The sequence below is a fragment of the Pedobacter paludis genome (assembly GCF_003173575.1).
Lineage (GTDB): Bacteria > Bacteroidota > Bacteroidia > Sphingobacteriales > Sphingobacteriaceae > Pedobacter > Pedobacter paludis.
The window spans coordinates 182,871-198,123 of record NZ_QGNY01000008.1 but is presented as its reverse complement, the minus strand read 5'-3'; the positions used below and the strand labels follow the sequence as shown (position 1 = coordinate 198,123).

The window sequence follows — 15,253 nt, the reverse complement described above, 5'->3', positions numbered from 1 at the left end:
AAGGATAAAGTCAAACTTTTTATTTTGTATATATTTGCCACAACCAATATTTGATTACGATGCAGAATGAAAAACTGATAACCAACTCTATTGATGCTTCTGAATTAAGTTTTAACGATTTTAAGTCGATTGTTATAAACGATTACAAAATTGCCTTTGAGAGTAGGCAGGCAAGTGTTTTAGGGCGTAGAGAAGTGTTAACAGGTAAGGCTAAGTTCGGCATTTTTGGTGATGGTAAAGAAGTTCCGCAAATTGCTATGGCTAAGGCTTTTAAGAACGGCGACTGGCGTTCTGGCTACTATCGTGATCAAACTTTTGCCTTCGCAACGGGCATCTCTACAATTAAAGAATTTTTCGCACAGTTATATGCCAATCCAACAGAAGGTGCAGATCCATTCTCTGGCGGAAGACAGATGAATTGCCACTTTGCAACCAAATCTGTAAATGAGGATGGCAGCTGGAATGATTTAACACAAATTAAAAACTGTTCTTCTGATATTTCTCCAACTGGCGGGCAGATGGCTCGTTTGGTCGGATTGGCCTATGCATCAAAGCTTTTCAGAAATAATAAAGAGTTAGATTATTTGAAAAACTTCTCTGTAAATGGCAATGAGGTGGCTTTTGGTACAATTGGAAATGCATCAACATCTGAAGGTGTATTTTTCGAAGCCATAAATGCTGCGGGTGTTTTACAAATACCAATGGCCATTTCGATATGGGATGATGCTTATGGCATTTCAGTTCCTGCAAAATACCAGACAACGAAAGAAGATATTTCTGAGGTTTTAAAGGGTTTTCAACGCGATTCTGAAAATTTAGGATACGAGATATATAAAGTTAAAGGCTGGGATTATCCCGCTTTATGCGAAGTTTATGAAAATGCAATAAACGTTTGTAGGGAAGAACATATACCCGTATTGATTCACGTTACTGAGCTTACACAACCTCAGGGCCATTCTACTTCTGGGTCTCACGAGCGTTATAAGTCAAAAGACCGTCTTGCTTGGGAAACGGAACACGATTGTATTTTAAAAATGCGGGAATGGATGCTTGAATCGGCAATTGTTACCGAAGAAGAAATTTTGGAAGTAGAAAAAAATGCCAAAATATTTGTTCGAAATGCACAAAAAGAAGCTTGGAATGAGTTTTTGGATAGCATTAAACCAGAACAAAAACAAGTTGTAGATTTTATAAACGGATTAGCAAAACATCAACCTGAACTTTCTAAAATAAGCTCTGGCTTAGCTTCTACAGCTGATGCGCAACGGAGAGAGGTTTTTACGGCAGCACGCAAAGCCATTCGCCTATCAGCAAATTTTAGTTCAGCCGAGCGAGATGAATTTTTGAGCTGGTATAAAGAACAAACGGATTTAAATTACGAAAGGTATAACTCAAAGTTACATACCGAAGGAAAAGAAAGTCCAGACCAAATTACTGTTGTAGATGCGGAATATGATGATCTTTCTAAAATGGTAGATGGACGTGAGGTTTTAAACGCTTGTTTTAACGAAAATTTTGCCAGAGATCAACGACTTGTGGCATTTGGGGAAGATTTGGGGAATATTGGGGATGTTAACCAAGGTTTTGCTGGATTACAGGCGAAATTTGGGGAATTAAGAATCACTGATACCGGAATCCGTGAAATGACAATTATGGGTCAGGGAATTGGGTTGGCCATGCGTGGTTTAAAACCAATTGCCGAAATTCAATATTTAGATTATTTAATTTTTGCGTTAAATGTACTTAGCGATGATTTGGCTTCACTTTCTTACCGCACAAAAGGCATCCAAAAGGCTCCTGTTATTGTACGTACAAGAGGTCATCGTCTGGAAGGTGTTTGGCATTCAGGCTCTCCAATAAGTATGCTTTTAGGCTCCTTAAGGGGCATGCATTTGTGTGTACCCCGTAATATGACGCAGGCAGCCGGAATGTACAACACACTTTTTAGGGCAGATGAACCTGCCGTTGTTATAGAGTGCTTAAATGGGTATAGACTGAAAGAAAAACTGCCTAAAAACGTGGGCGATTTTACTGTTCCGTTAGGCAAAGCCGAAGTTTTGGAAACCGGAACAGATATTACAGTGGTATCTTATGGTTCAACATTAAGAATAATTCAGGAAGCTGCAGAAGAGCTGGCAACCATGGGCATCTCGGTAGAAATTATCGATCCTCAAACACTTTTACCTTTTGATAAAGCAAACGTTTGTGCAACTTCTCTTGCCAAAACAAACAAACTTCTAGTTGTTGATGAAGATGTACCCGGCGGCGCCTCTGCTTATATTCTGCAAGAAATTTTAGAAAAACAAAAAGGATATTTCTTACTTGATGGTCAGCCAAAGACATTAACTGCCAAAGCTCATCGACCACCTTTTGGTTCGGATGGTGATTATTTCAGCAAACCATCAGTTGATGATGTGATTGAAACCATATACAACATGATGCATGATGCAAATCCATCAAAATATCCAAGCATTTTTTAAAATTAAAGCCTTTTGAAATTTTGAATTTCATTTATAAGAAAATCTATTTTTCTGTTTGCTACAGAATTGATCAATTTTATTGAAAAATGTAATAAAGTTGTTGGGTAGTAATGACAATTTTATATTACTTTTATAAAATTATCCTTAAAATTCTGTCCCGTTATGCTCTACAAACATCCTAAAGATGGAGATGTGATTCTCTATATTCAAAATTTTCAGTTTAATATTCAATAGTTAAGGCATTTTTGTGTTTAACCAATTGAAATATTGCGCATTAGGTCTTTTCGAAAAGATTACAGATCCAATTTCCAGAAGGATAATTATAATTTTGTGCTTATGTTTTTTTTCTTTTTCTTACTGCTTTTCCCAAACTCAGGAGCAACAGAAAGAACTCGATAATTTATTAATTCTTAATCAAAACAATACAAAATCAGACTCTACAAAACTCATCATATTAACCAAGGTTTTCCGTCAGTATATGAAGATGCGAAACTTTGAAAAGGTTGATGAATATGTAGATGAAACGGCTCAGCTCGCTCAAAAACTCAATCTCCGAAAATATTCATTTAATGCTTATTACCGAAGAGGGTTGTTTAATCATGGTTTTAACAAGTACCAAAAAGCAGAAGAAAATTATTTTAAAGCGATTACAGAAGCTACTGCTTTGAAAAATTTATATGATGTTGCGGGCTGTTACCTAAGTTTGGGCGCACTTTATAATGAAATTCCGGATTACGGGAAATCCTTGGAGATGAATCAAAAGGCTTTGGATCTCTATCAAAAATATGGAGGGGAAGGTGATGTGGCGAATTGCTTTACGAATATATCTGAGGTTTATCAAGAGCTAAATCAACAGGCTAAAGCATTAGAGTATCTTAAAAAAGCACTTAAAGTATATTTAAAGGAGGGTGAAAAAAGTAGGGGTACGGCTGTGGTTAATTTAAATATGGGCTTGGCGTACTTTACAGCCTCTAAGCAGGAACAACTTAAAATGGAAATTCCGCCGAACCAGCGATTAAATATTGCTTTGGATTACTTTAATAAATCATTAAAGGGCGGTGAAATTGTTGAAGACCCAGATATTGTGGCAGAATCAATTAAATCTATAGGAGATGTCTATGCTGAAATGGGCGATAATAATCTGGCTTTAAAATCCTATCAAAAAGCAATTCAAATCAGTAAAACCGCCGATAATAAAACCAATTATTCTGAAAGCCTTTATGCCTTGGGCGATTTTTATAAAAAACAAAAGGATTATGATAATGCAGTTGTTTTGCTGAGCAATAGTTTCAAGGTATCAGACGAAAATAAATTTTCAGAAAACAAAAAGAATTCTGCTTATGCCTTGAGTGAGGCTTATGAGGAATTGGGTGATTTTGACAGATCTTTAGCATATTATAAACAGTACGTTGAAATTAAGGATCAGATCTTTAATGAGGATAAGGAAAAGGAAATTACTCGGCAACAGATGAGAATTGACTTTGGAATTAAAGAAAGAGAATATCTTTTCAGGCAAAAAATAACGGATGGAGAACTTCAACGACAGTTTTTGCTTGCCAAACAACAGCAACAACTTTTAATACTTAGAAAGCAGGAACTCGCCATTAGCGATAGGGATAAGGATTTACAAAGAATAAATTATCTAACCAAGAAACATGAACTGGAAAATGCTAGAAAGCTTCAAAAAAGCGATTCTGTAAGTGCTCAGCTTCAGGCTATAATTTCCAATAAAAAAATAAGTAGTCAAGAACAACAGATTAGATTTGATTGGAAGGTTAAAATCTTTCTTACGGTGGCCATTACGTTGGTGTTATTAACTGCAGTAATCATATTTTTTAATCAGAGAAAAACAACTCGACTCAATAAGATTATTAATAAACAAAAACGCGAACTGGAGCAATTGAGTAGGGTAAAGGACCGTATTTTTAGTGTAGTTAGTCATGATATGCGCACGCCTGTTAATTCTCTAATTTCATTTATTCAAATGTTGGAGGAAGGAAATATAGAGCAGGAAAAATTAAACCGTTATGCTGCCTCGCTTAAAAATAACCTAACCTATACCTCAACCATGATGGAAAACCTGCTTAATTGGGCTGCTAGCCAAATGCAGGGCTTTAATCCGTATTTAGAAGAATTAAATGTACAAGATACTACTACAGAGGTAATTAATACGCTTAAGCAACATGCCCTTCAAAAAAATATAACCGTTAAAAACAATATTGAACCAAACACCTTTTGCAGAGCCGATTTAAATATGCTTTCACTTGTTTTAAGAAATTTAATTAGCAATGCCATTAAATTTACACCAAATCAAGGAACTGTTACTATTGATGCGGTAAGTGTTGATGATGAATTGCATATTAAAGTCTCTGATACTGGAGTTGGTATGTCTCCTGCTCAAATCAATCATTTTAATAAACCCGGTTATCTTGGATCAGGAGTGAGCACGCTTGGCACAAACAAAGAAAAAGGAACAGGCTTAGGATTATTGTTATGTAGAACCTTCATTAGCTTGATGGATGGTAAGATTGCTGTTAATCCAGATTATGAATTGGGAAGCCAATTTATAATTTCCTTAAAACGAAATACTACTTACAATTAGCAGACTATTTCATAAATCTAGAAAGAGTCTTTTTCTCAATAGATTTTTCTAACAATTCCTGTCTATTTGACGCACTAATGGGTACAGTAAAGTTAAAATCCAAATGAACCTCGTGATTGGTTAAGGTTGTAATGTGATTAATGTTGATGATGTATTGTTTGTGTACTCTTCTAAAAATATGTGAGGGTAATTGTTTTTCTAAATTTTTAAGACTTACCAGTACAACATGCTTATCATCACCTGTGTAAATCTTCGAGAAATCTCCCATGCTTTCAATATAGATTACATCATCGTACTTTAATTTGCTAATTCCCTTGGTTTCTCTAAAGAAAAAGAAATCGTCTGCATTGGTTTGTGTAACCTCTTCTACGGTTTCCTTTCCAACCAAATTTTTTAAATCAATATATTCTATTGCTTTGTTGGCCGCTTTTAACAATCTTTCGAATGTTGCGGGCTTAACAATAAAATCTATAGCGTCCAGATTAAAACTTTCTGCAGCATAATGGCTGTGAGAAGTAATAAATACAAACTGAGGTTGTTTTTTTAAGGTTTTTAAAAGAGACATTCCTGAAAGCTCAGGCATATCAATATCAGAAAAGACGATATCAACATCGTTTTTATTTAAAAACGCTGCTGCTTCTATACCATTGGTACAAACCGCAACAATTCGTAGTGAAGAGATTTTTTTGAGGTGCATTTCAATCGCATCTCTTTCAATCTCGTTATCATCTACTATTAAACAACTATACATCATTTAGGGGACTGATTTATAAAATGCAATAATAATAATACAGGAATTAAAGATAACTGTTTAAACTTTAACTAAAAAAGGTATTTTTAACCTTTTTGTAAACAATAATTGACACAATTTGATGGTGTTTTGTTTTATTGTTTATGTTTTTTTTCTCCGGTATAAAGTTTTTCTCCAGCTTTAATTTCCAGTTGCAAATCATTTTCTTCAGGTGGAACAGGGCAACGATAGCCATCACTGTAAGCGCAATAAGGATTGTAAGCTTTGTTAAAATCAATCTCAATTTTATTGTTTTTGATTTCCTTTGAGCTCAAATCAATATATCTTCCACCGCCATAAGTTTCTTTATTGTTTGTTTCATCAGTAAAAGGAAGAAACAAAAGATTTTTATATAATGGATTACCGGCTAGAGCAATATTCTTATACAAAGTCATTTGAAGATTTTTGCCATTTAAATTGAAACTCACTTTCGCGTATCTGTAAAACTCCTTACTTGTTCCATCATAAGTAGGCATTTTGAAAATTTTCTCGTTTTTTAGGATTTCAACCTCAGCTGAAACAACGAATGTACTGTCTGCATCATAGAAATGAAGACTTTTAAGGTCTTCCTCTTTCAAAGGAGAGTTCGTTTCCTTTACGAAATCTTGCTTATAGCTTTCTCTGTGTTTCTCAATTTTTTCTAAATAAGATTGAGCAAACGAATTTAGGCTAAATAAAAGTAATAGAATAGGGAGGAGTTTCATAGTGTCTTATTTGTCCTAGCCGGACAGGCTTTCTTCTTTTGATCGCAAAAGAAGCAAAACTCCCGGCTGAAAATTTTTGTTTTAAAGTTTTTACGTTGGCTTGGTTACTGCATGCCCAAAAATTTGTTAGGCCGATTAAAGTAGAACGTAGAAACAATACTTAGGCTTAGCTAAAAGGCAAATTAAACTTGAAAAAATATGATTTAATAAACTGTTATTATTGTCAGTCTGAGCTTGTCGAAGACCGTTGTAAAGTTCTTCGACAAGCTCAGGGTGACACATGAAGTTTTAAATTATACTCGCTTTATTTCTTAAAAACTGATCGGCCAGAACCAGGGCAGCCATTGCTTCTACAATTACCACAGCTCGTGGTACAACGCATGGATCGTGGCGGCCTTTTCCTTTAATTTCAGAAGCTTCGCCTGCAGCATTAATGGTTTGCTGATTGAGCATAATAGTAGCAACCGGCTTAAAAGCTACTTTAAAAGTAATGTCCATTCCGTTAGAAATGCCACCTAAAATACCACCGGCAAAATTGGTAGTGGTTTTAAATACATTCGAATCTGGAGCTTTTGGCTGTGGGATATCGTTATGTTGTGAACCTCTTAACTCACTTCCGGCAAAACCAGAGCCATATTCGAAGCCATGAACGGCATTTATGCTCAACATGGCCTTGCCTAAATCGGCATGAAGCTTATCAAAAACAGGTTCACCCAAACCTGCTGGGCAACCTTTAATTACGCAACTAATTTTGCCACCAACCGTATCGCCATCTTTTCTAACTGAATCAATAAATTCAATCATCTCATGCGCAGTTGCAGGATCAGCACAACGTACAATATTTTCTTCTCTAATGTTTAGCAAAGCTGATAAGTCGTTGCTTTCTAAATTTGGTGCTTCAATTGTTCCAACAGAAGTTACATGCGCAAAAATTTCAATGCCTTGTTGTTTTAAAAACAATTTTGCAATTGCTCCTGCAGCTACACGTGCAGCAGTTTCTCGAGCTGAAGAACGGCCACCACCGCGATGATCACGAATACCATATTTTGCGTCGTAAACATAATCTGCGTGGCTTGGGCGATACACATCAACATTATGTCCGTAATCTTTTGAGCGTTGATCCTCATTGGGAATTAGCAAAGCAATTGGTGTTCCTGTACTTTTTCCTTCAAAAACGCCAGATAAAATCTGTACCGTATCACTTTCTTTTCTTTGCGTAGTAATTTTAGATTGACCTGGTTTGCGTTTATCCAACTCTGATTGAATAAAATCCATATCAAGATCCAATTGCGCCGGGCAACCATCAATAATTACTCCAATAGCTACGCCATGAGATTCGCCAAAGGTGGTTATGCGAAATAGTTGTCCGAATGAGTTGCCTGCCATTTGTATTTTAGATTTTAGATTTTAGAATTTAGAATGGGATAGTCCATTTAAAAACATAAAGTCTAGTTTGCTTTTATTGTTTTTTAATCTTTATTCTTTGCTCTTTTATCTTTTTTCCTCAACAGAAAATCCTGCTTTTTTCAAATCTTCCCAAAAATAAGGATAAGATTTTTCTACAACCTGCATTTCTTCAATCTCAACTTCATCTATTAATAATGCAAGCGGTGCAAAAGCCATCGCCATACGGTGATCTTCGTAAGTTGCGATGGTAATTTTTTCAGGAAAGTGAAGCTCATCGGTATTTAACGTGTATACCAAATTGTCTTCATTTAGTGTTACACCAATTTTAGCCAGTTCATTTTGCAAGGCGGCAATACGGTTGGTTTCTTTAATTTTTAAAGTTTCAAGACCAGTAAAAGACATGTTCTTACCTAATGCGGCAGCAATTACAACTATCGTTTGTGCTAAATCAGGACAGGTTTTTAAATCTAGAATTTGGTTGGTTTCTAAAGATAATCCCAAATTGCTGATTGAAACTCCTTTTTCAGTTTTTTCTGTCGCGATTCCGAAAATCTTCATGATTTTTTGGATTTGGCTATCACCTTGCAAGCTTTTCGCTTTCAAAGCAGGTAAACTGATTTCAGCCTCTTCCGCCAAAGCTACAATGCTGTACCAATAAGATGCAGCACTCCAATCGGGCTCAACTATCAATGTTCCAGCTTTAAAAGATTGTGGTGCTATAGAAATTGAATTTTCATTCCATGAATGTTCAATCCCAACTTCTGCAAGCATATCTAAGGTCATATCAACATAAGGTTTAGAGGTAAGCTCTCCTTCAATTTCCAAAGTTAACCCCTGTTGAAGCGTTGGTGCAATCATTAACAATGCCGAAATATATTGACTGCTTACATCTCCTTTTATTTTTACTTGGGATGTTTTTTGGCTCAATGGCCCATTAATGGCCAAAGGAGGAAAGCCCTCGTTTTCTGCGTAAGAAATATCAGCGCCGATTGTTTTTAAAGCTTCTGCTAAAATTCCAATTGGGCGCTGTTTCATCCGTTCGGTTCCGGTTAACAAAAAGTTGCCGTTTTTAGCCGATAAATAAGCCGATAAAAACCGCATTGCTGTTCCTGCTGGACCAACATCTACCGTTTTTGATTCTTGAATTTCAACTTCTAATTCTTCTTCCAGATTATTCAGAATGCCGTTTAAAGTTACTGTATCAGCGGCATTTGATAAGTTTTCTACCTTAACCAATTTTTTGCTTAAAGCACTAATAATCAGAGCTCGATTACATTCGCTTTTTGAGCCTGTTAATTGGATTTCCGTATTAATATTCTTGGTTCCTTTAAAAGAAACTAAGGCATTTTTTGACATTTTATTTTTGTTTTATACTCAATGGATTGTCTTAAGCGGTTGTCATGTTGAGCCTGTCGAAACAATTTTAAAAAGTTCTTCAACAAGCTCAGAATGGCAATTCTTAAGGTATTACACCATTAATTTTATTAATCGTAATTAGAGGTTAAGAAATTTTAAATGCTTTACGCTTTAAGATTGCTTCGTACCTCGCAATGACGAAGTGTTTTAGGGTTCCGGTCTTTAAGCTTTCAACCTTAAACCTTCTGCCTTAAACCTTTTAATTCTCTACCTTAATTATGCTTTTACTTCAGTATGTTGTTCTGCTGCAATACCTTGAGCAACTTTACCGGCGTTCATTATCTCAGTTTGTTTGCGGATAGATTCACCGTGCATTAATTCAAGGAATTTTTCTGTAAAGTTTAAATCTAATTTTAAAGCCTTTGCAAAAGCATGTCCTTTTTTAATGATGGCATCCCAACGGTTAACCTGTAAAATGGTTACTTGATTATCGCGTTTGAACTCGCCTATTTTTTCAACAATAGCCATACGCTCACCTAATTTTTGCAATAAGATATCATCAATTTTATCTATAGATTTACGTAGATCTGCCAGTTTATCTACAAAAGCTTCGTTTGTAGATTCCGGTTCGCGAACGGTTAAGCGATCAACCAATTCGGCTAAAGCTGCAGGGGTAACCTGTTGTTTAGCATCTGTCCATGCAACTGAAGGATCAACGTGAGATTCGATCATTAAACCTTGCATATCTAAATCCAATGCTTTTTGAGAAATGTAAGGGATTAACTCACGGTTACCACAAATATGACTTGGATCGTTAATGATTGGTAATTCAGGGCATAAAGTTTTTAACTGAATAGCAAGTTCCCACATTGGTTCGTTACGGAAAGAGCTTTTCTCGAAAGAAGAGAAGCCACGGTGAATAGCGCCAATTTTAGTAATACCTGCACCATTGATACGCTCGATGGCACCAATCCACAATTGTAAATCAGGGTTTACTGGGTTTTTAATTAATACAGGAACATCATGTCCTTTTAAAGCATCAGCAATTTCCTGAACGGTAAAAGGGTTTACAGTAGAACGTGCACCAATCCAAAGGATGTCTACACCAGCCGCTAAAGCTTCTTCAACGTGTTTTGCATTTGCAACTTCAACAGCAGTTGGTAAGCCTGTTTCTGCCTTTGCACGTTTTAACCATTCTAAACCAATGCTTCCGATTCCTTCAAACTCTCCCGGACGAGTACGTGGTTTCCAAATCCCAGCTCTTAAAACCGATACTTTACCAGTTGCAGCCAATAAATGTGCGGTAGTTAATAATTGCTCTTCAGTTTCTGCACTGCATGGTCCAGAGATAATTAATGGCTCGTTGTTTACGTTTAACCAAGTGTTTAAAGGTTGGATGTTTAAATTAAGTTTCATGTTTTGGGTTTTGAAGTCCGGAAGTCCGATGTCGGAAGTCCGGAGATATGTTTTGATAGTTTTATTTATTTTAATCGTAATTCGTAAATCTAAAATGTTAATTCCTTCAGACTTTATCGTTCTTCTGATATTCTCCGAGGATGTTGAAATTCGAAGTGTACTTTAATGCTTTTCTTACTGCTTTATCGTATTTTTCCGTGCTTGGCCATTCTAAGTCGACATAAAAGTAGTACTCATTTCTTTTACCCAGCACAGGCATAGATTGTATTTTTGTTAAGCTTACCTCTTGTTCTGCAAAGATGTTTAAAACTGTTGCCAAAGAGCCCGCTTTGTGCCCAACCTGAAAACAGATTGATGCTTTGTTTATTTTCTTGCCTTCGTCCGTTTTGTCTTTTTTAAGGATAAGGAAACGGGTATAGTTTTTCTTGTTCGATTCAACGCGGCGTTCCAATATATTTAACCCATACAGTTCTGCGGCTAAACTATTCGCAATGGCCATTGTATCTGTAAGCTTTTCTTCTTGAATGCGTTTTGCGCAAGCAGCGGTATCATTGCTTTCCACGATTTTAATGTGTGGATAATCGTAAAAGAAATCGATACATTGACGAATAGCAATAGGGTGAGAGGTTACAATTTTAATGTCTTCGAACTTTACACCAGGCAATGCCATTAAATGCAATTGAATTGGCAGATAAACTTCCCCAACAACTGAGAAACCGTAATCGCGAATGAGCGTATAGTTTGGTAACAAGCTTCCGGCAATAGAATTTTCGATGGCCATAACAACGAAGTCAGCTTCATTTTTTTCAAGCTTATCGCAGGTTTCCTTGAAAGAATTACATTCGACGGCTTCGATATCTTTTCCGAAGAATTTGTATGCAGCCTCTTCATGAAAAGATGCTTTAATACCTTGAATTGCTACTCGTTTTTTCGTTTCCATTTTTGCATAAAAACAAAAAAGTCCCGGCTGTTTGCCGGGACTTTTTTATACATTTTAATATTGTTATCTATCTTTTTGCATATTAGCCCCGGCTCTTACTAAAATAGTAAAAGTAACCAAAGCTGTAATATGTGTTTTTATTTTGCATTTCTTTTTTTGTTGAGCCAAATGTAATAACAAAATTTAATTTGTCAATAGAAAAATGAAAATAATTTTAATAAAATTTTATTTTTTTTGATTTAGACCGTTTTCGAGATGGGTATGAAATACTAGAAAGAGGTGCTTAATAGCTGGTCGCCGTTGCTTGAAACCAACGGTAATAAATGCATGACGCGGGGAATAGATAATTAGTAAAACTTTTTAATATTCATTGCAGTCTACTATAACTATTTAATTCGGCAATTATCAATTAAGAATTAACTAAAATATAAAATTTGCCAATATTATAGACTATCAATTATAGCTTGAATGTCTTTCTTTGAAATTGTCGCTTCTTCTGATTTATCATAAATGTAAATCATTGTAATTTCTTCTTCAGTTTGCAAATAGGTAATAACCGGTAACCCCCACTTTTCCCTTCCCTTTACTCTTAACAGCAAGCCTGATTTTGAAAATACCATTACCTAAATCGGTGCCAGTTTTAGGGTTATCAGAAAGTATTAATTCTAATTGAGATAAATCATTTACTAATGAGATATGTTTCTTTTTTAATTGTTTTGCTTTTTTAATGAAAATAGGGGAATAGGTTATTTTAATTCCCCGTGTCATATATCACTTAAAGATAATGGTGAAATTTTCCCGTTTTTTATATCTTTTGCTTCTTTAATTCCCTGTTTAATTCCATCAAGCAAATTTTGCTTTTTCGAACTTTGGATTATTTTGGCATCAATTCTTTTTAATACTTCTAAAAGAAAATCTGTATCGTTATCTTTTACTTGTATAGTTAATGTTGTCATAATAAATCTCCTTTGTTTAAAAATACAAATTACTGATCAATTAAATGCTTGTGAAAAATTTTGTTCTAGGGTGGTTTACTTCGTTTGTAAACCTGATAGCAATGGAAATACTTTTTGTTGCAATAACCTTGAATATGATGTCATTCTGAGCCACGAAGAATCTGCAACCTATGAAACAGATGCTTCGTTCCTCAGCATGACAGAAGCTTTAAAAGATTGTAGTGGATAGCAGGGCTGTTTAAGAAACAGAAATAAAGACCCAACATTTCAAAATTTTCTTTAAACAAAAACGGCCTGTAAATCCAGACCGTTGATGTTATCCTATTGAACTCAGCATTCGCTCTTGCTCATTTAAATCTTTTACCTTATTTTGGTCTTGCTGTTTTTTTAATTCCTCAGCCTCATGCAACTCTTGTTGCATAATTTTTGCAATCTTGGTACTTCCATCATGGCTCCATCCTGGAGGATTTAGTATATATTTTACTTTATCCATAAAAGTGGGTGCTTTTTTTACATCAGCCGTTAAAGCAATAAATTCATGGAAAATGATGTTTACAGGGCCCGTATCTTTTGGTTGAGTGGTTAAGCCGTATTTAATTTCATCTTCTGGTAATTCTGCCTGAAAGGTACCAAACATCCTATCCCAAAGAATTAAAACCATACCCATGTTTTTATCCAGATAGCGTACATTGCTGGCATGATGAACACGGTGATGCGAAGGTGTTACAAAAACATATTCGTACCATTTTGGGAAGTTTATTTTATATTGCGTGTGTACCAAATTGCCATAAATCTGTGTAACAAGGTAGGCAAACAAAATATCCATTGCCGTAAAACCCATAAATGCCAAAGGCAAATAGAAAAACACCCTATATAAAGGTTCGAAAACGGTTGAACGGAAACCCGTTGTTAAGTTGAAATGCTCTGATGAATGATGTGTAACATGCATTGCCCAAAAAAAGCGAACATAGTGCCCAACGGTATGCAGAAACCAATACAAAAAATCTTGTGCGAGAATTAAAACTGTCCAATATATCCAAACATTGGAGATTTGAAACAGACGAAATTGGTAGCAATATTCTAATAAAAAGAATGTTGCCGTTTTCATTCCTAGGTTAATCACAATAGCCGAAACCATTAAATAAATATTGGTCCAAGTGTCTTGTTTGGTATATAATTTCCTGTCGTGTGCATAGCTGAAATACATTTCAACTAAGGTTAAAACGATTACAAAGCCGAACAATGCGCCTACAGAAATATCACTTCCAGTATACTTCATTTTATAAACTATTATAATAATCCAAACTGCTCAAAATATCTGCGGTACTTACACGGCAGTTAAACGTGCATTTACCGATGTTTTCTAAAAGCGAGAACAGAATGTTGCCATCTTCATTCTTTTTATCGCTCTGCATTAATTCTAAAAGCGTATCAAAACTTTCTTTTTTAATGTGATACTTAGGATATAACGACAAAAGGTAAGTGCTAATATCTTTTAGCTCCTCTTTTGTTAAAGTGCTGTTTTTGATCGATAATGCTGCTTCGCAGACAAATCCAATTGCAATTGCTTCTCCATGTGTTAACGGATTCTCGTCATTGGCCAAAGAATAACCTTCTACTGCGTGCCCAATGGTATGGCCGAAATTTAAAATTTTGCGCAGATTTTTCTCATGCGGATCAATGGTTACCACTTCGTTTTTAATTTCTACAGAACGATAAATGTCTTCTGCAGATGGGGTTAAATAATCCGTTGACTTTAGCTTTTCGTAATAAGTTTTATCGTAGATTAAACCATGTTTGATCATTTCGGCAAAGCCCGATAAAAGTTCGCGTTTTGGCAAGGTTTTTAAAAATCCGGTTTCAATAAAAACCATTTGTGGCAGGGTAAAAGTACCCACCATGTTTTTCACATTATCGATGTCAATACCTGTCTTGCCTCCCACAGAAGCATCTACCTGCGAAAGTAGGGTGGTAGGTACGTTAATAAAATCAATTCCGCGTTTATATGTCGAGGCAATAAAACCGCCCATATCGGTAATTACGCCACCTCCGAGATTGATCAGTAAACTTTTACGATCTGCTTCAAAATCCAAAAGGGTTTTCCAAATGCCAATGCAAAAATCTATGTTTTTATTTTCTTCGCCTGCAGATGTTTCAATTAAATCGAATTCAGAAAAATCATCCATCATCGATTGAAAAACAGGTAAACAGATTTCGCTCGTATGTTCATCCGCAAGAATAAAAACCTTGCTGTATTTGTTGCTTTCTAAAAGGTTTTTTAAAGCTTCTAATCCACTTTCAAAGTATAGGCTATGGCCAGCGCTGGTTAAAGTTTCCATTAAATTACTTCAATTTTATCTGGTCCGAATGTGATAATATCGCCAACTCTAACCTTATATCGTTTGCGAAATTCTACTTCACCATTGCATTTTACTTCACCGTCTTCTACAGCGGTTTGGGCATCGCCACCACTGCCAACCAATCCTGTTGCTTTTAACAATTGGATTAATGGAATAAATTCGCCCTCTAATTTGAATTGTATCATTTTGTTGCAAAAATACAATTATTTACAGCTTTTTGGTTTTAACAATGGATGCTTTTT

At 35.5% G+C, this 15,253-nt stretch carries 13 protein-coding genes; 2 read left to right on the top strand and 11 right to left on the bottom strand.

Annotated features, from left to right (window positions below; all coding sequences use genetic code 11):
* The first annotated feature begins 59 nt into the window (after positions 1-59).
* A complete protein-coding gene (locus DF947_RS19750) occupies positions 60-2,480 on the top strand; it encodes an alpha-ketoacid dehydrogenase subunit alpha/beta (RefSeq protein WP_109932189.1) in 2,421 nt (806 codons plus the stop codon).
* A 259-nt stretch (positions 2,481-2,739) separates the two neighbouring features.
* Positions 2,740-5,082 (top strand): tetratricopeptide repeat-containing sensor histidine kinase, encoded by a 2,343-nt coding sequence (locus DF947_RS19745; RefSeq protein ID WP_109932187.1) that lies wholly within the window; start codon positions 2,740-2,742, stop codon positions 5,080-5,082.
* A 4-nt stretch (positions 5,083-5,086) separates the two neighbouring features.
* Here DF947_RS19745 and DF947_RS19740 read toward each other — a convergent pair whose 3' ends face one another.
* The 11 genes from DF947_RS19740 to DF947_RS19690 form a co-directional block, all read right to left on the bottom strand.
* Complete coding sequence (locus DF947_RS19740) at positions 5,087-5,836, bottom strand: LytR/AlgR family response regulator transcription factor (RefSeq protein ID WP_109932185.1); 750 nt, start codon at positions 5,834-5,836, stop codon at positions 5,087-5,089.
* A gap of 131 nt (positions 5,837-5,967) precedes the next feature.
* The gene (locus DF947_RS19735; RefSeq protein ID WP_109932183.1) at positions 5,968-6,576 is read right to left on the bottom strand and encodes a DUF1684 domain-containing protein; all 609 of its coding nucleotides are present in this window, start codon (positions 6,574-6,576) and stop codon (positions 5,968-5,970) included.
* Between the two features lie 288 nt (positions 6,577-6,864).
* Positions 6,865-7,962 (bottom strand): chorismate synthase, encoded by a 1,098-nt coding sequence (gene aroC, locus DF947_RS19730; RefSeq protein ID WP_109932181.1) that lies wholly within the window; start codon positions 7,960-7,962, stop codon positions 6,865-6,867.
* A gap of 105 nt (positions 7,963-8,067) precedes the next feature.
* The gene (gene aroA, locus DF947_RS19725) at positions 8,068-9,339 is read right to left on the bottom strand and encodes a 3-phosphoshikimate 1-carboxyvinyltransferase (protein WP_109932179.1); all 1,272 of its coding nucleotides are present in this window, start codon (positions 9,337-9,339) and stop codon (positions 8,068-8,070) included.
* Between the two features lie 276 nt (positions 9,340-9,615).
* On the bottom strand, positions 9,616-10,755 hold the full coding sequence (locus DF947_RS19720) for a chorismate mutase (protein ID WP_109932177.1): 1,140 nt from the start codon (positions 10,753-10,755) through the stop codon (positions 9,616-9,618).
* A gap of 106 nt (positions 10,756-10,861) precedes the next feature.
* Positions 10,862-11,695 carry a prephenate dehydratase gene (locus DF947_RS19715; protein ID WP_109932175.1) on the bottom strand — a complete coding sequence of 278 codons (834 nt, stop codon included), beginning with the start codon at positions 11,693-11,695 and terminating at the stop codon, positions 10,862-10,864.
* A 443-nt stretch (positions 11,696-12,138) separates the two neighbouring features.
* Positions 12,139-12,315, bottom strand: a complete 177-nt coding sequence (locus tag DF947_RS22540) for a hypothetical protein (RefSeq protein WP_240615425.1) — start codon at positions 12,313-12,315, stop codon at positions 12,139-12,141.
* Between the two features lie 144 nt (positions 12,316-12,459).
* Entirely contained in the window at positions 12,460-12,651 is a 192-nt protein-coding gene (locus DF947_RS19705; RefSeq protein ID WP_109932173.1) for a hypothetical protein, read from the bottom strand.
* A 316-nt stretch (positions 12,652-12,967) separates the two neighbouring features.
* A complete protein-coding gene (locus DF947_RS19700) occupies positions 12,968-13,930 on the bottom strand; it encodes a sterol desaturase family protein (protein WP_109932171.1) in 963 nt (320 codons plus the stop codon).
* A 1-nt stretch (position 13,931) separates the two neighbouring features.
* On the bottom strand, positions 13,932-14,990 hold the full coding sequence (aroB, locus tag DF947_RS19695; protein WP_109932169.1) for a 3-dehydroquinate synthase: 1,059 nt from the start codon (positions 14,988-14,990) through the stop codon (positions 13,932-13,934).
* Positions 14,990-15,196, bottom strand: a complete 207-nt coding sequence (locus DF947_RS19690) for an RNA-binding S4 domain-containing protein (protein ID WP_109932166.1) — start codon at positions 15,194-15,196, stop codon at positions 14,990-14,992. The genes aroB and DF947_RS19690 overlap by 1 nt, the downstream gene beginning before the upstream one ends.
* Positions 15,197-15,253 lie beyond the last annotated feature (57 nt).